Origin of the sequence: Lacrimispora xylanolytica (assembly GCF_026723765.1) — a bacterium.
Taxonomy (GTDB): domain Bacteria; phylum Bacillota; class Clostridia; order Lachnospirales; family Lachnospiraceae; genus Lacrimispora; species Lacrimispora xylanolytica.
In genome coordinates this window covers 3,554,975-3,581,928 of the sequence record NZ_CP113524.1, presented here as the reverse complement: position 1 = coordinate 3,581,928, position 26,954 = coordinate 3,554,975, and the positions used below count along the sequence as shown (strand labels likewise).

Annotated in this window: 21 protein-coding genes; 18 read left to right on the top strand and 3 right to left on the bottom strand. The window is 44.0% G+C overall.

Translation table 11 applies throughout. The annotated features are described in order from the left end of the window. The first annotated feature begins 6 nt into the window (after window positions 1-6). The 8 genes from OW255_RS16735 (at window position 7) to ascB (ending at window position 14,271) form a co-directional block, all read left to right on the top strand. Window positions 7-1,545: a carboxylesterase/lipase family protein gene (locus tag OW255_RS16735; RefSeq protein WP_268114712.1), complete on the top strand. Its 1,539-nt coding sequence runs from the start codon at window positions 7-9 to the stop codon at window positions 1,543-1,545. Further along, the gene (locus OW255_RS16730) at window positions 1,542-3,371 is read left to right on the top strand and encodes a family 43 glycosylhydrolase (RefSeq protein WP_268114711.1); all 1,830 of its coding nucleotides are present in this window, start codon (window positions 1,542-1,544) and stop codon (window positions 3,369-3,371) included. Before OW255_RS16735 ends, OW255_RS16730 begins: the two co-directional genes overlap by 4 nt. A 260-nt stretch (window positions 3,372-3,631) precedes the next feature. Continuing rightward, complete coding sequence (locus OW255_RS16725) at window positions 3,632-4,429, top strand: AraC family transcriptional regulator (protein WP_268114710.1); 798 nt, start codon at window positions 3,632-3,634, stop codon at window positions 4,427-4,429. A gap of 371 nt (window positions 4,430-4,800) precedes the next feature. After that, the gene (locus tag OW255_RS16720; protein WP_268114709.1) at window positions 4,801-7,665 is read left to right on the top strand and encodes a penicillin-binding transpeptidase domain-containing protein; all 2,865 of its coding nucleotides are present in this window, start codon (window positions 4,801-4,803) and stop codon (window positions 7,663-7,665) included. A gap of 12 nt (window positions 7,666-7,677) precedes the next feature. Next, window positions 7,678-9,792, top strand: a complete 2,115-nt coding sequence (locus OW255_RS16715) for a penicillin-binding transpeptidase domain-containing protein (protein WP_268114708.1) — start codon at window positions 7,678-7,680, stop codon at window positions 9,790-9,792. 285 nt (window positions 9,793-10,077) lie between these two features. Beyond that, entirely contained in the window at window positions 10,078-10,932 is an 855-nt protein-coding gene (gene licT / locus OW255_RS16710) for a BglG family transcription antiterminator LicT (protein WP_024838791.1), read from the top strand. Between the two features lie 61 nt (window positions 10,933-10,993). Beyond that, window positions 10,994-12,844 carry a beta-glucoside-specific PTS transporter subunit IIABC gene (locus OW255_RS16705; RefSeq protein ID WP_268114707.1) on the top strand — a complete coding sequence of 617 codons (1,851 nt, stop codon included), beginning with the start codon at window positions 10,994-10,996 and terminating at the stop codon, window positions 12,842-12,844. Window positions 12,845-12,858: 14 nt separating this feature from the next. Beyond that, window positions 12,859-14,271: a 6-phospho-beta-glucosidase gene (ascB, locus tag OW255_RS16700; RefSeq protein WP_268114706.1), complete on the top strand. Its 1,413-nt coding sequence runs from the start codon at window positions 12,859-12,861 to the stop codon at window positions 14,269-14,271. Window positions 14,272-14,337: 66 nt separating this feature from the next. Here the strand turns inward: ascB and OW255_RS16695 are convergent, their stop codons facing one another. Together OW255_RS16695 and OW255_RS16690 are read right to left on the bottom strand one after the other, a co-directional pair. Beyond that, window positions 14,338-16,128 carry a BlaR1 family beta-lactam sensor/signal transducer gene (locus OW255_RS16695; protein ID WP_268114705.1) on the bottom strand — a complete coding sequence of 597 codons (1,791 nt, stop codon included), beginning with the start codon at window positions 16,126-16,128 and terminating at the stop codon, window positions 14,338-14,340. A gap of 1 nt (window position 16,129) precedes the next feature. Then, a complete protein-coding gene (locus OW255_RS16690; protein WP_024838787.1) occupies window positions 16,130-16,513 on the bottom strand; it encodes a BlaI/MecI/CopY family transcriptional regulator in 384 nt (127 codons plus the stop codon). 248 nt (window positions 16,514-16,761) lie between these two features. Here OW255_RS16690 and OW255_RS16685 point away from each other — a divergent pair, with 248 nt between their 5' ends. Further along, window positions 16,762-17,916: an MFS transporter gene (locus OW255_RS16685; RefSeq protein WP_268114704.1), complete on the top strand. Its 1,155-nt coding sequence runs from the start codon at window positions 16,762-16,764 to the stop codon at window positions 17,914-17,916. Here OW255_RS16685 and OW255_RS16680 read toward each other — a convergent pair. Beyond that, window positions 17,913-18,905, bottom strand: a complete 993-nt coding sequence (locus OW255_RS16680) for a helix-turn-helix transcriptional regulator (protein ID WP_268114703.1) — start codon at window positions 18,903-18,905, stop codon at window positions 17,913-17,915. The two genes, OW255_RS16685 and OW255_RS16680, sit on opposite strands and share 4 nt — an antisense overlap. 271 nt (window positions 18,906-19,176) lie before the next feature. Here OW255_RS16680 and modA point away from each other — a divergent pair, with 271 nt between their 5' ends. The 9 genes from modA (at window position 19,177) to OW255_RS16635 (ending at window position 26,923) form a co-directional block, all read left to right on the top strand. Next, window positions 19,177-20,016 (top strand): molybdate ABC transporter substrate-binding protein, encoded by an 840-nt coding sequence (gene modA, locus OW255_RS16675; protein ID WP_268114702.1) that lies wholly within the window; start codon window positions 19,177-19,179, stop codon window positions 20,014-20,016. 29 nt (window positions 20,017-20,045) lie between these two features. Continuing rightward, the gene (modB, locus tag OW255_RS16670) at window positions 20,046-20,744 is read left to right on the top strand and encodes a molybdate ABC transporter permease subunit (RefSeq protein ID WP_268114701.1); all 699 of its coding nucleotides are present in this window, start codon (window positions 20,046-20,048) and stop codon (window positions 20,742-20,744) included. A gap of 1 nt (window position 20,745) precedes the next feature. Further along, entirely contained in the window at window positions 20,746-21,774 is a 1,029-nt protein-coding gene (locus OW255_RS16665; RefSeq protein WP_024838782.1) for a sulfate/molybdate ABC transporter ATP-binding protein, read from the top strand. A 116-nt stretch (window positions 21,775-21,890) separates the two neighbouring features. Continuing rightward, complete coding sequence (locus OW255_RS16660; protein WP_024838781.1) at window positions 21,891-22,097, top strand: TOBE domain-containing protein; 207 nt, start codon at window positions 21,891-21,893, stop codon at window positions 22,095-22,097. Window positions 22,098-22,357: 260 nt separating this feature from the next. Then, complete coding sequence (nifH, locus tag OW255_RS16655) at window positions 22,358-23,176, top strand: nitrogenase iron protein (protein ID WP_024838780.1); 819 nt, start codon at window positions 22,358-22,360, stop codon at window positions 23,174-23,176. A 24-nt stretch (window positions 23,177-23,200) separates the two neighbouring features. Beyond that, complete coding sequence (locus OW255_RS16650; RefSeq protein ID WP_024838779.1) at window positions 23,201-23,524, top strand: P-II family nitrogen regulator; 324 nt, start codon at window positions 23,201-23,203, stop codon at window positions 23,522-23,524. Between the two features lie 28 nt (window positions 23,525-23,552). Beyond that, window positions 23,553-23,936, top strand: a complete 384-nt coding sequence (locus OW255_RS16645) for a P-II family nitrogen regulator (RefSeq protein WP_024838778.1) — start codon at window positions 23,553-23,555, stop codon at window positions 23,934-23,936. Between the two features lie 15 nt (window positions 23,937-23,951). Next, on the top strand, window positions 23,952-25,550 hold the full coding sequence (locus OW255_RS16640) for a nitrogenase component I subunit alpha (protein ID WP_024838777.1): 1,599 nt from the start codon (window positions 23,952-23,954) through the stop codon (window positions 25,548-25,550). Further along, window positions 25,550-26,923: a nitrogenase component 1 gene (locus OW255_RS16635; RefSeq protein WP_024838776.1), complete on the top strand. Its 1,374-nt coding sequence runs from the start codon at window positions 25,550-25,552 to the stop codon at window positions 26,921-26,923. The genes OW255_RS16640 and OW255_RS16635 overlap by 1 nt, the downstream gene beginning before the upstream one ends. The last annotated feature ends 31 nt before the right edge of the window (window positions 26,924-26,954 follow it).

Genomic DNA, 26,954 nt, shown 5'->3' with positions numbered 1-26,954 from the left:
TAGATTATGATTCGAGCAGTGACAACTGAAAATGGTAGGATACGGGGATTGCCGGCGGCCGATCCTCGTATTACAAGCTTTAAAGGGATTCCCTTTGCAGCACCGCCAATCGGCAAGAACCGTTTTCGTGCCCCCCAGCCTGCAGAGGATTGGTCCGGTGAATTAAAAGCATTTGAATTCGCCCCCATATCCATGCAGGCCCCGGTGGGCGTTGACAAGGATAATCTTTATACCAGAGAATGGGCCGTAGACCCGGATGTGCCAATGAGTGAGGATTGCTTGTACTTAAATGTCTGGACGCCTGCCTTGAGCGCTGATGACAAACTCCCTGTATTTGTATGGTATTTTGGCGGAGGTTATCAGGTTGGCAATACGGCTGAGATGGAATTTGACGGAGAGCGTCTTGCCCGCCGGGGAATTGTGGTAGTAACGGTCAATTACCGTTTGAATGTGTTTGGATTCTTGTGCCACCCGGATATAACCAGGGAAGCACCGGAGGCGCCGGCAAACTTTGGCCTTTTGGATCAGCAGGCCGGTACCCGTTGGGTGAAACGTAACATAGCCTCCTTTGGAGGGGACCCGGATAACATCACCATAGGAGGTCAGTCAGCGGGAGGCGGCAGCGTTTTAAGACAATTGACGTGCCAAGAGAATGAAGGACTTTTTCAAAAGGCAATCATTGAAAGCGGAATGTTTACCGAGCTTTATCCTGGAACCATCTTATTCAATGACCGTTTGACCTTATCCGAGGCAGAGGAGGAAGGGGTAAAATTCTTTGAGCTGTTAGGTGTTTCCACCTTAGAGGAAGCCCGTAAGCTTGATGCTGAGTATGTAAACCGCAAAGGGCTTCAATATAATAAGTTCTGGCTGCCTGCTGTTGATAATGTGTTTAGTACGGGTTACGCATTTGATCTGATGGTTCAAAATAAGCGTCTTATGGTTCCCTTGCTCTTTGGTCATACCTCTGACGAGTTTCACGCCGCACCACAGGTGGGTAGCATAGAGGAACTTCGTCAGCTGGCGTTCTCTTTATTTGGCAGCGACGGGGAAGAATTTCTTTCTATCTGCAAGTCCGATTCCGGCAACTTAGAGGAAATGAAACAAAAGGCTTCGGTAAGAATGGTAGAACACGCAAACCGAATCATAGCCCAGGCAAACTCGAATTCTGGTAATAAAGAACCTGTTTATTATTACAACTTTGATGCCCAGATTCCTGGCTGGGATAATCCGGGAACCTTTCATTCCGTGGACCTTTGGTTCTTTTTTGAAACACTGGCTAAGTGCTGGAGGCCATTTACGGGAAAGCATTACGACCTTGCCAGGCTCATGTGTAACTACTGGGCTAATTTTATCCGCTCCGGGGATCCAAACGGAACGGATGCAGATGGGGAGGAAATGCCCCATTGGGCTCCATATGAAACGGATGCTCCCTACGGAATGTATTTTGGGGAAACCGCTGAATTTGTTAAGAAAGAGCCGGAAGAAATCATGAAGTTTCTGTTAAAGGAGTATTTTATAAAGGGACAAAATGAGGGAATTCAATGAAAAATCAGGAATTACATAATAAAATATTGATTTACACCAGAAAGCCCAATGAGGATTATACCAATTCCCTGAGCAACAGCATTCATTTTGCTTATGGTGACGGAACGGGTGATTTTCAGCCATTGAATGAGAATTATGGCATTTTATTTCCACTGGCTACGGTAGATGAGAGGAACGTCATTCAGGAAAAGGGGCTTAGGAATCCTTATATCTTTCATAAAGCTGACGGTGGGTTTGGTATCATAGCCATCAGGGTCGATAAGAATGGAAATGAGGATGAGGAAAGCAGAGGGCAGCTTCTTCTCTGGACTTCTGAGGATCTGATTGCATTTCATTTCTTAGGGCTTATAAGGCTTCATGAAGATTTATTTATCCGGGAAGCAGTATGTGATTATGAGGAGAAGTCAGGAACCTATGTGATACGGTGGTTCAGCCGGGAAGGAGCCTGTTACTGCAACCGGTTAACAAGCCTTGAGGATTTTAACAGCATATCTCTGCCAGAACCGTCAGAGCCATACGAATCGGCTCGAACGGAGGTGGGTATACCAGATATTACTCCTGGAAATATCATTTCTGTTACGGAAGAGGTGGGAAGAGAAATCAAGTTACGGTGGATTCCTCTCTTCAATGAAGAAATTCGCATTCCGGAGAGCGTATGTGTCCCCTCAAAGCAGCAAATAGAAGAAGTAAAGGCAATTGCCATCTATACCGATGGTTCCACGAGAGAAAAGAATGTTCTCTGGGACGTCAGTGGAATTGATGATAGGAAGCCAGGGACTTACCGCGTAAAAGGCAGAGTGATACAGGAAGAATACCAGTTCCCTCTTGCCTCTGGCTATGCGGACCCTGTGATTTTACCCTGGAATGGGAAGTATTATTATGTTGCGACCAACGACAACAAAAATGATATTGGAATTTATGTCAGGGAATCAAGCACCATAAAGGGCTTGTTTTCACCAGGATATGAAGAACGTATCATACTGGATTATAATGAAGAAAAAGGTTATGTCCAGACCTTTTGGGCACCGGAATTTCATGTGATTGGGGAAGAGCTATATCTGCTTTTTGCCCTTGGCGGTAAGGCATGGGGACCTCAGTGTCATATGATGAAGTTAAAAGAAGGAGGAGAGATTTTAAGCGCGAGAGACTGGGAAGAGCCAGTTCGGGTGAAGAGATCCGATGGAAGCCCTCTCACCCAGGACGGAATTACTCTGGATATGACGTATTTTCAGGCAGACAAAGTTTCCTGTGTTGTCTGGTCCTACCGAAAAGGAATTGGCACTCCCCTGGATACCGGCTCCATGCTCTATATAGCAACCGTGGATGAAAGAAATCCAACCATATTGACCAGTGACCCGTTGCTGTTATCAAGGCCCTTGTACGGCTGGGAAAATATTCAGGGAACCATAAATAACGAAGGCCCTTATCCTTTGGTTACAGATGATGCTGTGTATCTGACGTATTCCGGTGGAGCAGCAGGGGGATATACCTATGCCATTGGACTTCTCAGTATCCCAAGGGGCAGTAACTACCTGGACCCGGGCGCATGGAAGAAGTCGAGTACACCAGTGCTTTCCTACTATTCCAGAAATGATGTGTATGGACCCGGTCACAATTCCTTCTTCCGTGATTATGACGGTACGATCATGATCATGTATCATGGAGAAACAGTGCTCACCCCGTCGGGAACCAGATGCAGTGCCATGCACCGGGTTCATATAAACAGTAATGGTGTGCCGGTTTTTGATTTAGTACCTGAGAGAGATTTAAACAGAGAACTGGCTGAGGTCACCATGCAGGTGGTCATTCCTTCATTTAGTAAATAACAGATATGTTCTATCCAATAAAAAAGGCTCCTTTTGCCGGAATCAGTTTTGAGACTGATAACAGCAAAAGGGGCTTTTTTTAAGCTCTTATCATCAGCGGGAGCATGAGGTCATAAAATGATAAGCAGATGAGGCAGAAACGTCCAGGACAACTATTTTTTCTAACGCGATGATTATGGCTTCTACGAAATGATGATTTATGATAGAATGAAAAAAGCAGTGAGACTTAAATTATGACTATTTAAGCACGGAGGAAAACCATGATTCTTATTGATTATGCAGAATATGATGCTTGCCATTCAGAAGATTTTGTATTTGATATCCCAAAAGGGCATGACTGCTGGCTGCTTTTGCTGACCCAGACACCTGCTGTCTTTTTTGTGGACGGTGAATGCAGGAAATATCCTCCCAATTGTGCCATACTCTATCGGCCAGGGCAGAAGATTTATTATCGCGCGTGCGCAGAAAGCTATGCCAATGACTGGATTCGTTTTTATACCGATGAATCCTATGTGACCACGGCACCCCTTCCCTGTGGAGTTCCCTTTGTCATTCACGATCCGGCCTATTGCCATAATATCTATAAGCTGCTTGTAACAGAGCATGTCTTAAACAATAATTTTAAAGATATCTCCGTGGATCATTTGCTTCGGATCCTGTTTAACAAGCTGCTGGAATCATATAATTATAAAGCGGTATCTCCGCTGTTTCATGACTTAAATGAATTAAAATTAGACATTTACCATAACCCAAACAAAGAGTGGACCGTATCCAAAATGGCTGATATGTTAAATATCAGCGTTGGTTACCTGGAAGATATCTATAAAAGCACCTTCGGCGTTTCCTGCATGAATGACGTGATAAACAGCCGGATTAACCTTGCAAAAAAATATCTGGTGTATCACAATTATACCATTGCGGAAATTGTAACATTATGCGGCTACAGCAATATGGAACATTTTTTCCGCCAGTTTAAGAAAATCACAGGACTGACGCCCAATCAGTTTCGTAAAAGTCCCTACCAGTTATATAAGAACAAAGAAAAGATAACGAAGTAGATCCATGGACAAGGCATCATCATCTTTTACCAATTATTGGAACCTTCAGGGATAGTTTGATCTGATACAATAAAAAAGATTTGTTTTATGAAGTGAGAAATTACATACGCTTGAAATAATAACATTTTAATGGATAAACTATAGATAATAAAGAAAGTATTGGAATATTGATGGCGAATTCAGGGCCGTTTTATTCTACCTGTGAAATCTTATAAAAAAGAGTTTACAGGGGGTATAAACCGGTGTATAATTATGTCTTACATACGTAGTATTTTAGACATGAATCATACAGTAGGGGGAGCTGTCATAAGGGATTCCCTGTTTTTTTATCAGCAAAATATTACAAACGTAAGATTAAAAGGAGAATAACGTTGCGTAAACATAGATCATATAAAGACAATCAATTTCCGGAAATTCCATTTTTTGAAAAGATTCCGAGACTGGCCATCCTGGGACTTTTCTTTGGATTTTTATTCGGTTCACTTATCTTTCGGCTGTATCGTCTCCAGATCATGGAGGGAGCTACCAATCAGGAAGCATTTATGAGCTCCATTGTAAAGACCCAGAAGCTGTCCGGCAGCAGGGGTAACATCTATGACAGGAATGGAAAGCTTTTAGCTTCCAACCGATTATCCTATGATGTCACCTTAGAAGATTCCATGAATTATAAAACAACCAAGGAGCGGCAGAGATCCTTAAATGGAATTGCCTACCGCCTGATTCAGATGATCCATGATGATAAAAAGTTAAATGTCGTTCTTCCCATCGGCATCAGTGACGATAGAACCTACGAATTTACCGCAGATGGCTGGAAGCTCAGCCGTTTTAAGGCTGATTTTTACGGGAAGATGGAAGTAGAAGAACTGACGGAGGAACAAAAGGCGGTAACCGCACAAGAGCTGATGAATGAATTGACCGGTAAGAAAAAATTCATGATTGATCTTTCCTATACAGAGGAAGAACAAAAGCAGTTCGGCATGCCAGAATCCCTGACACCACAGCAGGCGCTGCAGATTGCCAATATCCGCTATGGACTTTCCTTAAACTCCTACCGGAAATACCTGCCTTACATGGTGGCTTCCGATGTATCCGAAGAGACCATGGCGGCAGTCATTGAAAATAAAATAAACCTTCCGGGAGCGGATGTTCAGGAGAGCAGCATCAGGACGTATGAGGGAGGAGAGAGCATGGCATCCATCTTAGGATACACCGGTGCTATCTCATCCGATGAGCTGGACGCCTTAAACCAGGGAGAAAGCATTTATACCAACCAGTCAATCGTAGGAAAGAGCGGAATTGAAAAATCCATGGAGAGCTGGCTGCGGGGAGATGATGGAACCGAGCAGTTCTATACCGATGTAGTAGGAAATAAGAAAACCGAGCCAGTCATTACAAAAGCCCCTGGAACCGGAAAAAATCTATACCTGACCATAGATAAGGATTTGCAGGATGCGGTCTATCGGATGCTGGAGCAGCAGATAGCAGGAATTCTTCTTTCCAATATGGTAGATACAAAACGTTCCGAAATGCCAAAGGCTGAAAATGCAGCTCAGATTCGTATCTCCTCTGACGAAGTTTATTTTGCTCTGTTTAAAAACCATGTTATTAATACCGAGCGGTTAAAGGAAGACTCCAGTACAGACCTGGAAAAATCAGTCTATGGAGCCTTTACTCAAAAAAAAGAACGGGTATTTACCCAGTTATCCGCTTCCTTTGACGCAGCAGGACCAGGATATGACGGCTTAAGCGATGAGATGAAAGGGTATCTGGATTATCTTGTAAGTGAAGGAAAGAAATCCAAGCTGATTATCGGAAATGCAGGTTCTCCTGACTGGAAGAATAAAAGCTTCCGCCAGTATTTAAATGACTGCATTGCAGGAGGAATGGTAGACTTAAGCAAGATTCAGAACAACGAAGCATATGTGGCAATCGAAGAGGAAGTGCGTCTTGTAGAAGAAAAGATGCTGGCTGATTTAAAGAACAGCCAGGAATTTGATTTAAAAATCTACGAGGCAATGATTTCAGAAGGCTCTCTAAACGGAGAGACCATTGAAAATCTTCTTTACGACCAGGGAGTCTTATCCCCGGAAGATCCGGACCGCGGGCTCTTAAACAGCGGTCAGCTAAGCCCCTGGGCATTTATCCAGAAGAAAATTAAAAATCTGGAAATCACTCCAGCCCAGCTGGCTCTGAACCCATGCTCTGGTTCTGCAGTTATTGTAGATCCTGAGGATGGAGAGGTACTGGCCTGTGTCAGCTATCCAGGTTATGATAACAACCGGCTGGCCAATCAGATGGATGCCCAGTATTATAAGCAGCTGTCAAACGATCTTTCCCTGCCCCTCTTTAACCGTGCCACCAGTCAGCTGACGGCTCCTGGTTCAACCTTTAAACCGGTGACCGTCATTGCAGGAATGAGCGAGGGTGTCATCAATTCAGATACCAGCATTGTATGTACCGGAATCTTTGATAAGGTGCAGCCGGCACTTCGCTGCTGGAAGAGAAATGGCCACGGAGTCATCAATTCTCCAGCCGATGCCCTGAAGAATTCCTGTAACGTATATTTATCAGAAATCACATACCGTATGGGAAGTACAGCAGATGGAACTTTTTCTGAGGCAGATGGATTGCAGAAGCTTCAAAAATATGCAGGCATTATGGATCTTGATAAGAAGACAGGAATTGAAATCGGAGAGGCTCAGCCTCACGTGACCGACCAGTTCGCAATCCCTTCCTCCATCGGACAGGGAACTCATAACTATACCACCACCCAGCTTGCCAGATATACCACCATGCTGGCGAACCATGGAAAGAGCTATGATCTCTCTCTTGTATACAAAATTACAGATCCAGATGGAAATCTGGTAAAGTCCTTTGCACCTGTATTAAAGGATACCGCCCAGCTGTCAGAAACCGTATGGGCAGAGGTGGCAAAGGGAATGAATGAGCTGGTAACCTCCAATGCAAGCCTTAAGGATTTAAAAATCAGTGCGGCTGGTAAGACCGGTACCGCAGAGGAATCCAAAAGCAAGCCAAACCACGGTCTCTTTATTGGATATGCGCCACTTGAGAATCCGAAAATTGCAATTGCAGTCCGCATCGCCAATGGATATAGCTCTGGCAATGTGGTAGGAGTGGGAAGAGGTATTTTTGATTATTATTTCCAGCTTAAGGAAAAAGAAGCGATTATTACAAATACCGCATCAAATGTTTCCAATAACTTAAGAACGGATTAAAAGGAGGTACCTATGAGCCGTGCCAGAAATAAAAATTTATTTCGTATTATCGTAACTGTTTTGATTCTGCTTGCGGGTCTGACAGGTGCTTTCCTCTTTTTTCAGATTCAGAAAAAGCTAGCAGAGAGAAAAAAGCCGGATGTTTTATTTTCGGAATATATGGACAGCGTAAAAGGGGCTGATTACAAAGCCATGTACGGAATGCTGACCGATCAGAGCCGGATTAATATCAGCGAAGAAGATTTTACTGCCAGAAATAAAAACATTTATGAAGGTCTTGAAGTTTCCGACATCAAGACTGTAATCACAAATGTGGAATATAACGATAAAAAGGCGGTCTTATCCTATGAGATGAAGTATAAGACTGTCGCTGGAGATATCAGCTTTAAAAACAAAGCGGAGTATGAAAGAGATAAAAAGAAGGGCTACCAGCTCATTTGGAGCGACAGCCTGATTTTCCCTGAGCTCCTTCGGGGAGATAAGGTAAGGATATCTGTGGACAAGGCCATAAGGGGAACGATTTATGACCGTAACGGGAATGTCCTGGCTGGAAAAGGAACCGCCTCTTCCATCGGTCTGGTTCCGGGTAAGATGAGTGAGGACCCTTCCGGTGATATGGAGACTCTTTCCGGTCTGCTTGGAATACCGGCGGACAGCATCAAAAAGAAGCTGGCCGCCAAATGGGTAAAAGAAGATTCCTTTGTTCCTCTTAAAACTTTAAAAAAGGTAGATGAATTTAACTTAGTATCCTCCCAGCCCAGAGAAGATAATGTGAAAAACAAAGAGCTGCAGGATAAGCTTCTGACCATTCCTGGTGTTTTAATCTCAGATACTCCAGTCCGCTTTTATCCTCTGATGGAAAGCGGAGCACACTTAATCGGGTACGTTCAGAATGTAACGGCTGAGGATATCAAGGAGCATCCGGATGAGGATTATCTGACTGACAGCGTCATCGGGCGCAGCGGAATGGAAGCTCTCTACGAAAAAGATTTAAAGGGAGTTAACGGAAGAACCGTATCCATAGTGGATGGGAATGGAACAGAAAAGAAAGTTCTGGCTGCCAAATCAAGAATGGACGGAAAAGACATTACCCTGACCATTGACAGTGAGCTGCAAGCCAGCATTTATAACACCTTTTTGGAGGATAAGAGTACCACGGTCGCCATGAATCCGGTTACGGGAGAAATCCTGGCTCTTGTAAGCACGCCGTCCTTTGATGACAATGACTTCATCCTTGGTATGTCAAATGATACATGGAATGCTCTGAATACGGATGAGAGAAAGCCCATGTTTAACCGGTTCCGCCAAAAATTCGCTCCCGGCTCCTCTCTAAAGCCAATCACTGCGGTCATAGGACTTAATACCGGAGCCGTCGACCCCAATGAGGATTACATAAGCACCGGGTTAAAATGGAGAAAGGATGAAAGCTGGGGCAATTACTACGTGACCACCCTTCATGACAGCAGTCCTCTCAATCTGGAGAACGCCTTAATCTATTCCAACAACATATACTTTGCCAAGGCCGCATTAAAAATCGGTGCCAAGGATTTTATGACTGAGCTGGATAAGCTTGGTTTTAAGGAAGACCTGCCCTTTGAAATTACCGTGGCAAAATCCCAGTACTCCAATGGAGACACCATAGACTCTGAGGTCCAGTTGGCTGACAGCGGATACGGACAGGGTCAGATTTTAATGAACCCCATACATCTTGCTTCTCTCTATACCATGTTCACCAATAAGGGAAATGTAATAAAGCCTTATCTGTTATACAAAAAAGAGCCTGCTTCCGAGATTTGGCTAAAAGATGCCACCACTCCTGAGATAGCAGAAACCGTAGCATCTGATCTTGTAAAGGTAGTAAGCTCTGAACATGGAACCGGTCATGCCATAAACCGAAGTGACATCCATTTAGCCGGAAAAACAGGAACGGCGGAGATTAAAGCATCAAAAAACGATACCACTGGAACAGAGCTTGGCTGGTTTTCTGTTTTTACCACAGACCAGGCGGTGGAGAAGCCTATTCTATTAGTCAGTATGGTAGAGGATGTGAAAAATCGTGGCGGCAGCGGATATGTGGTCAGAAAAGATAAAGTGGTATTAGATGCTTATTTTACTAAGAAGCAGTAACTATAACCTGGAAATTGGGCAAGATGCACAAAAATAGAAGCGGTAAACTATAACAAAGCACCATTGTTATATGATGTCGAATTATGTTATAATAAAGAAAATATATCGGGATTGTAACTGTTCGGCAGGCAACACCTAGATTAATAGATACATGTTCATACATGTGTTTATTAATTTGGGTGTTTTTTATTTCCAGAAGTTGCTCCCTATGACTCAAATATACCCTGCCGGGCAGGATGTAAATGACGAGCCAAATTCATTATGATAAGGAGGATTGATCGGGAGATGAGCTACCGTGTTAAAAAAATATATAACAACAATATTATTTTAGCAGAAGATGAAAAATGGTCAGAGGTCATATTGCTGGGAAAAGGAATTGCGTTTCAAAAAAGACCAGGAGATTTGATCGATGAAGCTCTCATTGATAAAAAGTTTGTATTTGAGTCTTCTGAATCCTCTTCCAAATTTATGACTTTACTAACAGAAGTACCTTTGAACCAAGTGGAGTTAAGCAGTAAAATCATTGCCCAGGCTCAAAAAGAGTTAAATGTTACGTTTCACGACAGCATTTACATCGGACTGACGGATCATATCAGCTATACCATCTCCAGGTATAAAGCTGGAATGACCATGAAAAATGCCTTGCTTTGGGAAATACAGAATTATTACCCCAAAGAATATCAGGCAGCCAAAAATGCCTTAAATCTGATTAAGTACTACGAAAAAATTGATTTAAGTGACGATGAGACCGGGTTTATCGCCCTTCATTTTGTCAATGCGCAGCAGGAGGGAGAGGAAATTCAGCTTACCATGATTGTTACTGAAATCGTCAGTGATATTTTAAGTATTGTGAAATACCACTATCAGATTGAGCTGAACGAGGATTCCTTAAACTATAACCGTTTCGTTACCCATATCCGATTCTTTGCAAGAAGACTTTTGCGAGAGGAGCTTCATGGGGCAGACGATGATTATCTATACGAGCAGATTCGAACCAAGATGCCCCAGGCAAAGGCCTGTGCGGATAAAGTAAAAGATTATTTCATTAAGAAATTCGAAGTTACGATTTCTCAGGAAGAGATGATTTACTTTATGCTTCATATCAACCGAGTCGCAGAACGGGAAATCAAAAAAAATTAAAGATATAAAGGAAGTCGACACCTTTTATATAGATCAAATAATAAAAGATGGGAGAATAGCTATGAATCATAGAGAATTGGCTCAGGCAATCCTTGAGCAAGTAGGTGGAATAAATAATATTACACAATTAGTCAACTGTGCAACACGGCTTAGAATGAATTTTAAGGATGAATCTTTGGTTCACTTAGATCAGATAAATAAGATTCCCGGAGTATTAGGAGCCGTAAAAAAATCAGGCCAGTATCAGATTATCATTGGTACTGACGTAGCCAATGTATGCAATGAAATAAAAGCCATGGGGCTGAATGAAAGCCCTGTAAACACTGGAAAAAAAGTTGGAAAAATAGATGCCTTAATGGATATCTTTGCAGCTATATTTACCCCTGTAATACCAGCCATTACAGCAGCCGGTATGATCAAGGCAATCCTTGTTATCTGCGTTTTATTAGGCATGGAAAAAACGTCTCAGATCTACGTTGTTTTAAGCTTTATCGCAGATGCAGGATTTTATTTCCTTCCAATTATGCTGGCAGTTTCCTCTGCGAAAAAGCTGGGATGTAATCCGTATCTGGCTGCCATGGTGGGCGGAGCCTTACTCCATCCAGCCTTTACTCAGCTGGTAACGGCTGGGGAACCGGTCCATATTTTCGGACTCCCTATTAAATTAATTAACTACGGTTCCAGTGTGATTCCCATTATACTGGCGGTGTGGCTGATGACCTACGTAGAACGTTTTGCAGATAAGGTATCTCCAAAGGCAGTAAAGTTCTTCATGAAACCAACCCTTACCATATTGATTGTTGTTCCCATTGTATTAGTTGTTTTAGGACCTTTAGGTTCCTATATCGGTACAGGAATTGCTACAATTACTGATTTCTTAAATATGCATGTAAGCTGGCTGGTTCCTACTTTAATGGGAGCATTTATGCCGCTCTTAGTATTGACCGGTATGCACTGGAGCTTCCTTCCAGTCTTAATGACCTCTTACACCACCTATGGTTACGAGGCAGTTATGGGACCGGGAAGTCTGGTATCCAATGTCTGCCAGGGTAGTGCCGCATTATGTGTATCAATCAAAACAAAGAACAAAGAATTAAAGCAGCTGGCTTCCTCTGCCGGTGTTACCGCATTAATGGGTATTACAGAGCCTGCCATGTATGGAGTCACCATTAAATTTAAGAAAATACTTCTCTCCGTTATGCTGGGAGGCGGCGTGGGAGGCTTCTATGCCGGATTAATGGGCGTGGTCCGCTATACCTCCGGTACACCTGGACTTCTTTCCATTCCTATTTTTATCGGTGAAAATCCCATGAACGTGGTTCATGCACTGATCGCTTGTGCCATTGGATTTGTGGTTACCTTTGCTGCTACCTGGTTCTATGGATTCGAGGAACCAACTGATTCTAGTGAAAAGACAGAAACAAAAGAAACAGAAGCTGGGGAAAAGGCATCTATGGTAAAGAAAATAGTTATCTCCAGCCCGGTCAATGGAAAAAAGGTGGATATATCAAAAGTTAAGGATGAGACCTTTGCAAAAGAAATTCTTGGAAAAGGAATTGCCGTGGAATCTGTAGACGGTAAAATAGCTGCCCCATTTGACGGAGAGGTCGCGACCATTTTCAGAACCAAGCACGTGATCGGCTTAAAGAGTACAGAGGGAGTGGAGCTGCTGATTCATATCGGCATTGATACCGTGGAATTGGAAGGGAAATTCTTTACCCCTCACGTTCAGGATGGAGATACCTTTAAAAAAGGTGATCTGCTCCTGGAATTTGATAAAAAGGCCATTGAAGAAGCCGGATACGAAACCATCATTCCAGTCATCGTGACCAATACCTCGAATTATCTGGAGGTATTAGCTAGCAAGGAAGGCGATGTGGAAATGGGACAGGAACTGCTGACCATTCTTTAAGGAGTTGTTTTAACATGAGAAAAGATTTTTTATGGGGCGGAGCCATGGCTGCAAACCAGTGCGAAGGTGCGTATTTGGAGGACGGGAAAGGATTATCCCCTATGGATATTCTTCCTTCCGTGCAGTATGGAAGAAAAGAAGCCATGTATCACCCGGAAATTGCACTGGAAAAAGATTATGGCTATTATCCCAGCCACCAATCCATTGATTTTTATCACAGATACAAAGAGGATTTGGCTCTGCTTGCTGAGATGGGCTTTCAGGCCTTTCGTACCTCCATCAGCTGGGCAAGAATTTTCCCCAACGGAGATGACCCCTCTCCCAATGAGGCAGGTCTGGCCTTTTACGATCATTTATTTGACGAGTGCCGTAAGTATGGCATGGAGCCGGTGGTCACCATCTGTCATTTTGATACCCCTCTTGCTCTGACCAGGAAATATGGTGGCTGGTCTGACCGCAGACTGATTGAGTTCTATTTAAACTACTGTGAAGTACTGTTTAAACGGTATGGGGATAAAGTAAAGTACTGGATCACCTTTAACGAAATCAATATGATTACCCACATTCCATTCTTTGGCGGTGGTATGGTGATAAAAGACCAGGAAAATCCGGATCAGATCGTACATCAGGCGGCCCACCATCAGCTGGTTGCCAGTGCATTGGCAACAAAGCTGGCAAAAAGCATTAATCCGGAGATACAAATGGGCTGTATGCTTGCAGCTGGCTCCTTTTACCCATATAGCTGCAATCCAAAGGATGTGTGGGCAGCCGTAGAGAAAAATCAGGAGGTCTACTTATTCATCGACGTACAGGCTAGGGGAAAATACCCAAGCTACGCAAAGAAAATGTGGACAGAAAAAAACATTGAGCTTCAAATGGAAGCGGAAGATGAAGAGATTCTAAGGCAGAATACCGTGGACTATCTTGCATTCAGCTATTATTCCACCAGACTGGCAGGAGTCAGTCCTGAGATTTCAGGCCGGGTGGCAGACGGGAATGCCATAACCACATTACGAAACCCTCATCTTGGTATCACTCCATGGGGAAGACAGATTGACCCCCTGGGACTTCGAACCACCATGAATGAATTATATGACCGGTATCAGATCCCCCTCTTTGTGGTGGAGAATGGACTGGGAGCTGAGGATGTCTTGGAAGAAGATGGAAGCATTGCAGATGATTACCGGATTGAATATATGGAACAGCATATTGAAGCCATGAAAGAAGCCATCAATGATGGTGTGGACTGTCTTGGATATTTATCCTGGGGCTGCATTGATTTAGTCAGTGCAGGAACCGGAGAGATGGAAAAACGGTACGGTTTTATCTATGTGGATAAGGACAATGAGGGAAATGGTACCTTAGAACGGAAAAAGAAGAAATCCTTCCATTGGTATAAGGATTTTATCAAAAGAAATATAGAATAAGATACCAAGTGAAACAAAATAAGGGGAGAATCATATAAAGGGGAGGGCCAGCGTGGCCCTCCCTTGTTAGTTCCCATAGATATTTCTTTCATTCAGAATTTCCATAGTGATTTTCGCAGCAGCGCTTCCGCTGGCAGAATCTGTATCCTGAATATTGGTGGCAAACACATAGGTTTCCTCAGCCGCTTCCACAAACCCAATGAACCACCCATTTATCTGTTTTCCATTGACTGCACCGGTTCCGGTTTTGCCATACAGGGAAGCTCCCTTTGAGGAAGAGATAAATAAAGAATCCTTAATGGCTCTTTGATTTTCAGGGGAAACATTTAAATTTCCCTGGTAGAAGCGTGTTAAAAGCTCTACTTGTTCCACTGGGGATATCTTTAAGGTGGATTCTGCCCAGAACCGCCCTAAGCCACCGCTGAAATCAGAATTACCATAGCCCATGTTCTGAAAATATCTCTTTAATGTATTTAATCCGGTTTGTTTGTCTAATTCAGTAAAATACCAGTTTACGGAATATTTCATGGCGCTGTTAAGAGTCTGGTCCTCATTCCAGGCTTCATAAGGATAGGTGTTCCCGTTCCATCGAAGTTTAGAGGAGGAAGGGGCTATGACGCCCTCCTCCAGTGCGGCCAAAGCGCTGTATATTTTATAGGTGGAATCCGGGGAGATTCTTTTGGTAACCTCGTTTTCATTATAAATGGAGTATTGGTCCGAGTTTATTTTATATAAGACGAAACTGCCTTTTTTGCCACAGAAACAGGATTCAACATCCAGCTTATTGATATTCTCACCGTGAAATTTATAGTTCCCATCATAGGCGGCTCCGGCAGAAAGATAAGGGGATAAGGAAGCTATGAACAGGGTGGTTGTGACTAAAATGACTCCACTTTTCATTCTATGCTTCTTGGATTCCTTTTGAAAACGGGCAATGCTTATGATACGCTTACGGATTTCTTTTTTTGATCCCCCAATCCCTGTGGTACAATAGGGGAAACGGGAAAGTTTTTCTGCAAAGTTGATTAAGGTATTTCCATAGTCCAGATACTGCTCCGGTGGAAGCATGGATAGGACCGAAGAATCACAGGCGATTTCCCGGTCATGTTCCATGGTTTTAAAAGCCAGCCATACCACAGGATGAAACCAATAGACAATCTGAGCCAGGGCCATCAACTGGCTGATAAAAAGGTCCTTATGTCTGCAATGAGATAGCTCATGAAGCAGGATATATCGGATATCCTTTTCCGGCATTTCAGAAAGAATGTGGATCGGAACGATGATGGAAGGAAAAAGGAAGCCTACTGCAATGGGAGATTTCACATAGGCACTGCTGTAGATGGGAATGTCTCTGCGAATACCGGATTCTCTTAAACAGGATTCAAACAAGGCCCGTATCCTTTCATTCTGTAGTAAAAGGGACGATTTCTTTAGCCGTCTGACCTGATGATGACTATATAAGGTGACCATTGTCATAAATACCACACCAACAGCCCACAAAACAAAAAGAATCACAGGCACAATGGAAGGCGTATTGCAAATCACTGAAATAGAAAAATCTAAAAACAGGTCCTTTCCAGAAACTGCTGTTTCATAAGCGTGTGGAGACGGGGGAGGGGCTGCCTTAGGATGGATTCCCCAAAAAAGTTGGGAAGGCAGATATCCTGTATACGTCCCAAGGTGGAGGAAGTAGAGAAATGGAAACGTTAAAAGAAGCAGAAAGGGGAACCATAAACGGTATCTGTCTCTGCTGGTCAGATGGCTGCCCAGGAATTTCCTCATACAGAGGATGAGGATGAAGAATAGAGGAATGGCCAGACTGTTTAGGAAAAGGCGTGCCATAAAAGAATAGGGCATGTCAGCGGTCCTCCCTGTTTCCGTTCAGTAAAAGCTTTCTCAGTTCCTCCAGTTCGTCCTGTTCCAGTTGTTCATTGTTCATATAATTGGTCACCATGCTGGAAATCTTACCATTATAAAAACGGTTTAAAAAATGGTCGTTGGCCTTTTTTAGATATTCATCTTCCTTGACTATAGGAGTATAGACAAAGACACGGCCTTCCTTTTCATAGGTAATGGCACCTTTTTGGGCCAGCCGCTTTAAAAGGGTGTGTATTGTCTTGGGATTCCAGCCGATAGTCTTTGTAAGCATGTCAGTCACTTCATTGGTGTTGATGGGGGCATGTTTCCACAGCACCTTCATTACTTCATATTCAGCTTCTGAAATCTGAGGCAGATGGTTCATTGAAAATCTCCTGTTCTTACAACTGTAATACATACATTATACAAATAGGGAGAGCAGGATGTCAATACTCTTTACACACCCTGTCTTCTGTGATATAATGTTGAAAAAAATCAGGAAGGTCTGGTTATCATGTCAGTTTTCATGTCTCTCTTAAACAATCCCACGTAGTTTATAAGGAATATGGCTATAAACAGGCGCTGCAGAGCAGGGCTTATTTTTCGTAGGAAAAAACAGGGAGATAAGAGAAAATGAAAACGAGACGAAATATATATATTATGTTTGCCATTTCTTTTTTACATGGAATGGTATTTTATGGACCCATAGCAACACTTTACCGCCAGGCGGCAGGGGTGAGTGTATTTCAGATTACCTTAATTGAGAGCATAAGCCTGGCGCTGTGCATTGGTCTTGAGATGCCCTGGGGGATGGTGGCAGATCGGATTGGATATAGAAAAACGCTGATTGCCTGCTCTATAATTTATTTCCTGTCAAAAATCGTATTCTGGAGAGCAGACAGCTTTTTTGATTTTTTACTGGAGCGGATTCTTCTTAGTGTAGTGTTGGCTGGATTTTCCGGGTGTGACGTGAGCCTTTTATATTTGTCCTGTAAGGAAGAGGAGAGCCAGAAGGTATTTGGGATTTATCAGTTTTTTAATATGGCTGGGTTGTTGGGGGCTTCTCTATTGTATTCTGTATACGTTGGAGCAAATTACCGACTGGCCGGATTACTGACCATGATAACCTATGGGGCAGCCGCGGTCCTGGCTTTTGGAATCAGGGAAGTGAAAGCCACGGAACAAGGGAGGTGGGGCAATCAGGCCTTTATCCGTGTATTTTTAGAAACAGTGAAAGACAGACGGTTTCTTTTGGCTGTGATTGGCATGGGACTTCTGGCTGAGACAAACCAGACGATAACTATATATTTAAATCAGATTCAATATGTGAAAGCTGGAATTGATGTAAAAACCATGGGACTTATTTATATTCTTGTTACCTTATGTGGAATGGTTGGGATGTGGTCTCACTGGGTCACGAAAAAGATGGGAGGAATATCCTTCGGTCTCGCCATGTTTTTAAGTGGAGCGATATCCTGCGTGATCTTGGCCTTGACCAACCAGGCTTTGGTATCAGTGGCAGCAATTGTTATGCTGCGCATCTCTGCCAGTCTTTTCGCACCCTTTTCCACTCAGTTGCAGAACCGGCAAATAAAAACTGCGGACCGGGCAACCGCTTTAAGCATCTATGCCGTGCTTCTTGAAGGTACGGGCGTGGTTACCAATGTGATATTCGGACAGGCGGCCCAAGTAAATATTTCCTGGGCGATGAGCTGTGGGGCCATTCTTTGTCTGGCTGGAGCCATCATGTTTTATCTGTTTTATCGAAGGGAAGGGCGTGCGGACTAACCGCTTATGATAGTCATCTTTCCAGTCGTTTTTGTATCATAGCCTTTAAAATGCAGCAGACTGCTTTTAAATTCTTCCGAATGAACGGCGTTTAAGATGGACTTTAACGCAGGAAGGTCTAAGTCTGATTTAAGAAAAACAAGGTCAAGAAAACCATGGGCAAAGGGGATAGATTCCAGTTGGGGGTAAGAGGACAACAGGGAGATATCCCCTATGCTTATGTCAGCAGCTCCAGATGCGACTCCATGAGCGGCAGACATATTGGATAAACAGTCCTTATCATATCCGTTAATGGCGTTTTTCGGAATCTTTTTTTCCAGCAGGGAAGAATCAAGATACATGCGCAGACCGCTTCCCAGCTCCCGGTTTAAGAAACGCACCTCGGGACGAGTTAGGTCATCCAGAGTGAGGATATGGAGCGGATTCCCCTTTTTTACGTAGAAGCCACACAGAAAACTGCACACAGAAAGAACCACCACTTCCTTTCCCGGCATCAGATGTTTCATCGGATTCCTGTCCCAATTCTCACGATCAGATAAAAAACAAGTAAGAGCCAGATGGGTCTTCTCATAATACAGAGAGTACAAACTGTTATAGTCGTTCATATAAGAATGTAATATAGGAAGGCTGTTCCTTTCCTTACCTAGCTGCCCCCGGAGCAGTTCTACCACTCTGGACTCCTGACTGCTTATCACAAGACCGCTGGTATTGAGTAAATAATCCGTCTGCTGGGCTCCTGACACAGAAGCAAAGCGTGGAATGTCCGTGACCTGTAGCAGAGCTTCCTCCATATTGGGCCTTTCGGCATAGGACCTTTCAGCCGGTTTTGAAGACACTTTTAAATAACTGTCAAGCTGTTCCTGGCTGACTCTTATCTGCCTTCCAATTTTGGTGGCATTCAATTCTCCCCGTTTAATCAGTTCATAAACCGTTGCTTTCTTTATCAGCAGCCGGTCTGCCACTTCCTGTGGCGTATATATTTTCTCCATTCAAGACCCTCTTAATTTCCTATGGTTACTGTCAGTTATAATTAGTTATATCATATTTTGAATCATTGTCAATGAAAGGATATTCAGATGAACTATTGTGCTATATTGATAAAAAGTGTCTGATTATATCTCGATATACTGTGAATATATGAACATTGATTTTGATGCCAATATCTTCTAAAATGAACGAAACAGAAAAAGACAGAACAAAACACAATAAGAATGAACAACATTTCTATGTTATTCAAATAAAAATCAAGGAGGAAACACAATGAAGAGAGGAAAAAAGTTATTTGCCCTTTTGCTTGCTGTATTAACCGCCTTACAGCTTACAGGCTGCCAGGGAGCAGCAGCCGTAAACGCCGGGAAGGTTGAGACAAAAACGGAAACAAGCGTTTCCCAGAGCGCAGACCTTTACGTATTCATTGCAGCGAGTCTGAAAAATACCATGGAGGAAGTGAAAAAGGAATATGAAAGCAAGCATCCGGGGGTTACGGTGATTTACAATGCGGACAGCTCCGGAACCTTAAAGACCCAGATTGAAGAAGGGGCCAGATGTGATATCTTCTTTTCTGCGGCTACCAAGCAGATGGATGAACTTAAGAAAGGCGGCTTTGTAAAAGAAGATTCAGTAAATAATTTACTGGTCAATCAGATGGTGCTCATAAAACCAAAGGGCGGTAAAACCACAGTGATCGGATTTGATAATATAACAAATGCCTCAAGCCTCGCTCTTGCAGGGGAAGACGTGCCGGTGGGCCAATATGCCAGAAAGCTCTTTGAGAAAATGGGGATTCTAGACAAAGTAATGGCAATGGAAATCAATCAGGGACCAAATGTGACCGCTGTGCTCACAGCCGTAGCAGAAGGCAGCAATGAAGTGGGAATCGTGTATGCCACAGACGCCGCTTCCATGGCCGACAAAGTGGAAGTGATTGCAACGGTGGACAAAGGAATGCTTGACCCGGCCATCTATCCTGTTGGACTTACAGAGGATAAAGAGGCGTCAAAGGAAGAATTGGAGGCAGCAGAAGAATTCTTTCAATATTTGACCGGATCGGAAGAGGTGAAAAAACTGTTTTTAGATGCAGGATTTGAATTGTATAAGTAGATATATGCCAGGAAAGGAGTGAAGAGGCCATGGAAACCTTGATACATACCATTGATTTCAGCCCCCTGTTTCTCTCTTTGAAAACGGGGATTCTGGCAACGGTGCTCACCTTTTTTCTGGGAACGGCTGCAGCCAGGGGAGTCATGAGGCTGAACCACCGGGCCAAGTCTGTTGTAGATGGAATCCTTACCCTTCCTCTGGTGCTTCCGCCTACGGTGGCTGGTTTTCTTCTCCTGTTCCTGTTCAGCCTGCGGCGGCCACTTGGTGCTTTTTTATGGGAGCATTATGAGGTGAAGCTGGTTCAGACCTGGCTTGGCTGTGTCATGGCTGCTTTTGTAATCGCCTTTCCTCTCATGTACCGGAATGCAAGAGCGGCTTTTGAACAGGTGGATGTAACCATGATTTATGCGGGGCGGACCCTGGGACTATCCGAACGGAAGATATTCTGGAAAATCATTGTTCCCATGGCAGGGCCGGGACTTGCATCAGGAACTGTACTTTCCTTTTCAAGAGCCATTGGGGAGTATGGGGCTACCACCATGCTGGCAGGAAACATCCTTGGAAAGACCCGGACCATTTCTGTAGCCATTGCCACAGAGGTGGCAGCCGGTAACTGGGAGGTGGCAGGCTTTTGGGTACTGGTGATTGTTGTCATATCGTTTCTAATGGTGGTACTTATTAATCTGGTTTCTGGGGAAGGCAGCAAGGATTTCAGCGGGTGGAGATAATATGGCATTGCAGGTAGATATCAGTAAAAAGTTTTCCGGATTTCATATGAAGGTGGAATTTGAGATGGACGGCGGCTGCCTGGGAATCTTAGGGGCGTCCGGCTGCGGCAAAAGCATGACATTAAAATGTGTGGCTGGAATCGAGAAGCCAGATAAAGGCCGTATCGTGTTAAATGATAGGGTGCTCTTTGATTCCAGGAAAGGCATCAATGTTCCAGCCAGAGACCGTCACATCGGATATCTGTTTCAAAATTACGCCCTCTTTCCTGCCATGACGGTGGAAGACAACTTAGGAATCGTAATTCCCGGAAAGAAAACGGAGAAAGGGCGGGTCATTGATGAAATCTTACAGAGGTTTCAGCTCTCCGGGTTAAAAAAGAGATACCCTTCCCAGTTATCCGGGGGACAGCAGCAGAGGGTGGCACTGGCCCGTATGCTATTAAGCACACCGGAAGTCATTCTCCTGGATGAACCATTTTCCGCTCTGGATGGATTCTTAAGGGATATATTGCAAAATGAGATGCTGGAGTTTATCAGAGATTATGGAAAGGATGTACTCATGGTATCCCATTCCAGAGATGAGATCTATACCTTTTGCAATCAAATGGTGGTCATGTCAGAAGGAAAGAGCCTGCTCCAGGGAAATACAAGAGATATTTTTCAAAATCCCGGTACCATGGAGGCCGCAAGGCTGACTGGCTGCAAGAATATATCAGCCATAGAACGACTGGGAGATTACGAGCTGTATGCCTGTGACTGGAACATAAGGCTTAAGACAGCAGAAAGGATCAGGGAAACCATTCGTTATATTGGAATCAGGGGGCACACCCTAATTCCCGTAAGCCAGCCAGGAGAGAATACCATGAAGATCCGGCTGAGGGGAGTAACGGATACTCCCTTTGAGCGTCAGGTCATTTTTCACAACGGGGAGGAAAAGGATTCGAAGCAGATCTGGCTCATACAGGATAAAAAAGAAGATATACCATTATTTATTCAGTTTCCCAAAGAAGAAATCCTGCTTTTGTCTTAATAATATTAGTTTTAATGAATATAAATTGACTTTTGCCAGGGAAGTGCGTAAGATGTTCCAAAAGGAAAACGCAAGGACCTGCTTTTTTTCAATGACAATCGGAGGAGACGGTGCCCATGAGATTAAGTGCAAGAAATCAGTTAAAAGGAAAAATAATAGGAATCGAAGAAGGGGCCGTAAATGCAATGGTGACCCTTGATATCGGTGGCGGCAATCTTGTATCAGCCACCATATCCATGGCAGCGGTAAAGGACTTGGAGCTGGAAGTAGGAAAAGACGCCTATGCTGTGATGAAAGCGACCTCGGTGATGATCGGGGTCTAGGAAACTTAAGAAGAGAGAGCTGGTGATCCAGCTCTTTTTTCGAAGGCTGAAGTGGCATATAAGTAATATTTGTATAGAATGCTCCCCATAGCCCTTCTTTCATTTGTACATAGTGCTGTATTGAATTGGCTGTTTAAAACAGATATAGTAGTAGCAACCTAAGTGGTTTTGTTTTCTATTCTATTCACGAAGAGGTGGAATGGCAGGATACCTATGTATCTGCCTTCTGCCTCTTTTCTTAATGTAAGGAGGAATTAGCTATGAGACAGGTTGCTATTTATGGAAAAGGCGGAATCGGTAAATCAACGACGACCCAGAACTTAACGGCTGGTCTTGCCGAAATGGGGAAACACATTATGATTGTAGGATGCGATCCAAAGGCAGACTCCACCCGATTGGTTCTTGGAGGTCTGGCCCAGAAAACAGTTCTTGACACCCTTCGTGATGAAGGCGATGACATCGAACTGGAGGCAGTCATGAAGGAAGGCTACGGCGGAATCAAGGGCGTGGAGTCCGGTGGTCCTGAGCCAGGCGTTGGATGTGCCGGGCGGGGAATCATTACTTCTATTAATTTGTTGGAACAGCTTGGCGCTTATACCGACGATCTGGATTATGTGTTTTATGACGTACTTGGAGATGTTGTATGCGGAGGCTTTGCAATGCCCATCAGAGAAGGAAAGGCCCAGGAAATCTATATCGTATGCTCCGGAGAAATGATGGCTCTTTATGCAGCCAACAATATTTCCAAAGGTATCACCAAATATGCCAAGACCGGAGGAGTAAGGCTTGGCGGACTTATCTGTAATTCCAGAAAGGTAGATAAGGAGCAGGATCTGGTGGAAGCGGTAGCCGCTAAAATCGGAACCCAGATGATCCATTTCGTTCCCCGTGACAATGCCGTACAGAGAGCGGAGATCAGAAAAAGAACTGTCATTGACTATTCCCCGGATGAGGCTCAGGCCGACGAATACCGTAACCTGGCAAAAAAAGTGGATGACAATGAGATGTTCGTCATTCCGAATCCAATGAAGATCGATGAATTGGAAGAGATTCTGATGCAGTACGGCGTTATGGACTAACCAAACAGGGAGAGGAGAAAAAATATGGTATTGGTGAGAGCGATCGTCCGGCCGGAGAAGGCGGATCACGTAATGAAAGAGGCAGCAGAAGCAGGATTCCAGGCAGTGACCAAAATGGACGTTTATGGACGTGGAAAGCAAAAGGGAATCACAGTAGGAGAAATTCACTATGATGAGATCCCAAAGGAAATGCTGTTATTCTTCTGCAATGATGAAGATAAGGATGACCTGGTAAAGGTGATTTTAAGAACAGCCAGAACCGGCGAGGGTAATTACGGAGACGGCCGGATCTTTATATCACCCATTGAAGAGGCTTATACCGTCAGCACAGGCAAAAAAGGACTGTAAAAGGGCTTTTAAGAAAGGAATGATTATTATGAAAGAGGTAATGGCATTTATCCGGGTCAATAAAATCAATCCCACCAAAAAAGCCTTGGCAGAAGGCGGTTTTCCGGCTTTTACCTGCCGGTCGGTGCTTGGCAGAGGAAAGAAACGGATTGATCCGGAGCTTATCAGTCTGGTCATAGAAAGCGGAGAGCTTCCCTTATCTTCCCAGGGAGAACATTTGACAGAGTCCTTTCGGTGGATTCCAAAGCGGCTGATCACTCTGATTGTGGAAGATGAGCAGGTAGAGGATGTGGTAAATATCCTTATTAAGACAAACCAGACAGGAAATCCAGGGGATGGAAAAATATTTGTGCTCCCCATATACGAGGCGTATACCGTAAGAAGCGGCGAGCACACCAGGGATGCTTTTTGACAGGAGGTGAAGGCAATGGCAAAAGAACGAGATATATTGCTGGATAAATATTCATCCAGAGTATTTAAGAATCGAAAGAGTCACATTACGCAGCTGGAATTTGCAGAGAAGCCAGATGAAATCGCTGCCAATACCAGGGCAATACCAGGAATTATTACAGCTAGAGGATGCTGTTATGCCGGATGTAAGGGCGTTGTGGTAGGACCCATGAAAGACTCTGTGGTCATTACCCACGGACCCATTGGCTGTGCATTTTATTCCTGGTCTACCAGAAGAAACAAGGCAAAGCCTTCCTATGAAGGAGAGCCAAATTTTGTACCGTATTCTTTTTGTACGGATATGAGACCATCTGATATCGTGTTTGGGGGAGAGAAAAAGCTGGAAGAGGGAATTGACGAGATCATGAAGCTTTTTAACCCCAAGTGTATCTTTATCTGCTCTACCTGTCCCATTGGTCTGATTGGTGATGATGTGCAGGCCGTGGCAAGACGGGTGGAAGAAAAGTATGGAATCACTGCAATCGGATATTCCTGCGAGGGTTATAAGGGAGTTTCCCAGTCCGCAGGACACCACATTGCAAATAACGGCCTGATGCGCTATGTCATTGGAAAAGGGGAAGAAGCGCCAAAGGGCAAATACAGTGTAAACCTGCTTGGGGAATATAACATTGGCGGTGATGGCTGGGAGCAGGAACGTATCTTAAAGAAAATCGGCTATGAGGTGGTTTCGGTCTTTACTGGTGACGGTTCCTATGAGACCATTAAAAATTCCCATCTGGCAGATTTAAACCTGGTCATGTGCCATCGGTCCATCAATTACATAGCAGAGATGATGAAGACCAAATACGGTGTGGACTGGATTAAGGTAAACTTTATCGGAGTGGGGTCGACCTGTAAATCCCTGCGAATGATTGCCACCTATTTTAATGACCCGGAGCTTACACAGAGGACAGAGGAAGTCATTGCAGAGGAACTGGCAGAAATCAATGAGGATATGGAATATTACAAATCCAAATTAAAGGGAAAGACCGCCGGTATCTTTGTAGGAGGCTCCCGTTCCCATCATTACCAGATGCTTTTAAGGGATTTTGGTATGGAAACCACCATTGCAGGCTATGAATTCGCTCACCGGGATGATTACGAAGGACGTGAAGTCATTCCCCTGATAAAGGCAGATGCAGATTCCAAAAATATCGAAGAGATTTCGGTAGAGCGTGAACCAGGCTTTGAGGACCGTTACTCGGAAGAAGTAATGGATACCATGAGAAAGTCAGGAGTAGAGCTTGACACCTATGATGGTATGATACGGGATATGAAAAAAGGCTATGTAGTCGTGGATGACTATAACATGTTTGAGACAGACCAGTTGATCGAAGAATTCAAACCTGATATTTTCTTCTCAGGAATCAAGGATAAATACGCCATTCAGCACGGCGGTGTGGTATCCAGACAGATGCATTCCTATGATTATTCCGGTCCCTATGCCGGATTTCGGGGAGCTGTGATTTTTGGAAGAGATGTTTCCATGAGTTTGTATACCAATGCCTGGGCTCTCGTTAAGCCCCCGTGGAAGGTAACCCCAATGCTGGAAGGAACGTTAGGAGGTGTAGGCTGATGCTTGAATTGACCCCAAAAGAAATTATGGAAAAACGCCATATGACCATAAACCCATGCAAGACCTGTGAACCGGTAGGTGCCATGTTCTGTGCCCTTGGTGCAGAAAAATGTATGCCCCATTCCCATGGGTCTCAGGGCTGCTGTTCCTATCACAGAACCGTGCTTAGCAGACATTTTAAAGAACCGGCCATTGCATCCAGCAGCTCATTTACAGAGGGAGCATCCGTATTTGGCGGAAGAAGCAATATCACTACGGCTGTGAAAAATGTCTTTGATATCTATAATCCGGATATTATGGCCATACATACCACCTGTCTTTCCGAGACCATTGGAGATGACGTTGGTTCCTATATTTTCGATGTGGAAGTGCCGGAAGGAAAGACCGTCTTATATGCCAGTACTCCTTCTTATGAAGGCTCTCATATTCAGGGCTATGCCAATATGATGATTGGTTTCATGAAATATATGACAAAGAAAACGGGAGAGCCAAACGGAAAGGTTGCTATTTTCCCAGGCTGGGTCAATCCCGGAGATGACAGAGAGTTAAAGAGGATTGCGGGTCTTATGGGTGCGGAATATATCTATTTCCCGGATCACGATGGAATCCTGGATCACCCCATGGATGGCAAAAATGAATATTTTCACAGCAACGCAGGAACCAGTGGTGCGGACATTGCAGCTCTTGGGGATTGTGAAAAGCTTATTTCCATGGGAACTTACTGCAGTCTGGAGCCGTCGGAGCATTTAAAAAAGGAATATAAGGTTCCATTTTCAAACATTCCAGTGCCAGTGGGAGTGAAGCTTACAGATCAGTACATTCTGGAGCTTCAGAAATTTACGAAGAAAGAGGTTCCCTCTGTGCTTGAGGATGAGAGAGGCCGTCTGGTGGATTTAATGTTAGATGCCCACCAGTATGTTTATAAGAAAAAGGCAGCCATCTACGGCGATCCTGATATTGTGTATGCGTTTACCTCTCTGTGTCTGGAGCTTGGTATGAGTCCTAAGTATATCATCACCGGAACACCAAAGGAACGGTGGGAGAAGGAAATTAAAGCGCTTATGGATCAGTACGGAGTGGATGAAAGCGAGTATGTGGTAAAGGCGGATACCGATTTATTCTACCTTCATCAGCTGATTAAGAACGAGACCGTCGATCTCCTTCTTGGGTCCAGCTATGGAAAGCAGATTGCAAAGGCAGAGGACATTCCAATGGTGCGGATGGGATTTCCAGTGCTTGACCGGTATGGCAACCCCATTCAGGCCACCGTTGGTTACGCAGGAGGAATCCGCTACGTGGAAAAAATCGTAGATACCTTAATGGACCGTCTGGACCGGGATGTGGCAGATGAAGATTTTGAAGTAGTAATGTAAACCAGTAAACAAAGGAACCAGGGAGGGAGCC

Excerpts from the sequence above, each read along its gene's own strand:
- OW255_RS16735 (WP_268114712.1), top strand. The coding sequence starts at position 7 with ATGATTCGAGCAGTGACAACTGAAAATGGTAGGATACGGGGATTGCCG.
- OW255_RS16730 (WP_268114711.1), top strand. The coding sequence starts at position 1,542 with ATGAAAAATCAGGAATTACATAATAAAATATTGATTTACACCAGAAAG.
- OW255_RS16725 (WP_268114710.1), top strand. The coding sequence starts at position 3,632 with ATGATTCTTATTGATTATGCAGAATATGATGCTTGCCATTCAGAAGAT.
- OW255_RS16715 (WP_268114708.1), top strand. The coding sequence starts at position 7,678 with ATGAGCCGTGCCAGAAATAAAAATTTATTTCGTATTATCGTAACTGTT.
- licT (WP_024838791.1), top strand. The coding sequence starts at position 10,078 with ATGAGCTACCGTGTTAAAAAAATATATAACAACAATATTATTTTAGCA.
- OW255_RS16705 (WP_268114707.1), top strand. The coding sequence starts at position 10,994 with ATGAATCATAGAGAATTGGCTCAGGCAATCCTTGAGCAAGTAGGTGGA.
- ascB (WP_268114706.1), top strand. The coding sequence starts at position 12,859 with ATGAGAAAAGATTTTTTATGGGGCGGAGCCATGGCTGCAAACCAGTGC.
- OW255_RS16695 (WP_268114705.1), bottom strand. The coding sequence starts at position 16,128 with ATGCCCTATTCTTTTATGGCACGCCTTTTCCTAAACAGTCTGGCCATT.
- OW255_RS16690 (WP_024838787.1), bottom strand. The coding sequence starts at position 16,513 with ATGAACCATCTGCCTCAGATTTCAGAAGCTGAATATGAAGTAATGAAG.
- OW255_RS16685 (WP_268114704.1), top strand. The coding sequence starts at position 16,762 with ATGAAAACGAGACGAAATATATATATTATGTTTGCCATTTCTTTTTTA.
- OW255_RS16680 (WP_268114703.1), bottom strand. The coding sequence starts at position 18,905 with ATGGAGAAAATATATACGCCACAGGAAGTGGCAGACCGGCTGCTGATA.
- modA (WP_268114702.1), top strand. The coding sequence starts at position 19,177 with ATGAAGAGAGGAAAAAAGTTATTTGCCCTTTTGCTTGCTGTATTAACC.
- modB (WP_268114701.1), top strand. The coding sequence starts at position 20,046 with ATGGAAACCTTGATACATACCATTGATTTCAGCCCCCTGTTTCTCTCT.
- OW255_RS16665 (WP_024838782.1), top strand. The coding sequence starts at position 20,746 with ATGGCATTGCAGGTAGATATCAGTAAAAAGTTTTCCGGATTTCATATG.
- OW255_RS16660 (WP_024838781.1), top strand. The coding sequence starts at position 21,891 with ATGAGATTAAGTGCAAGAAATCAGTTAAAAGGAAAAATAATAGGAATC.
- nifH (WP_024838780.1), top strand. The coding sequence starts at position 22,358 with ATGAGACAGGTTGCTATTTATGGAAAAGGCGGAATCGGTAAATCAACG.
- OW255_RS16650 (WP_024838779.1), top strand. The coding sequence starts at position 23,201 with ATGGTATTGGTGAGAGCGATCGTCCGGCCGGAGAAGGCGGATCACGTA.
- OW255_RS16645 (WP_024838778.1), top strand. The coding sequence starts at position 23,553 with ATGAAAGAGGTAATGGCATTTATCCGGGTCAATAAAATCAATCCCACC.
- OW255_RS16640 (WP_024838777.1), top strand. The coding sequence starts at position 23,952 with ATGGCAAAAGAACGAGATATATTGCTGGATAAATATTCATCCAGAGTA.
- OW255_RS16635 (WP_024838776.1), top strand. The coding sequence starts at position 25,550 with ATGCTTGAATTGACCCCAAAAGAAATTATGGAAAAACGCCATATGACC.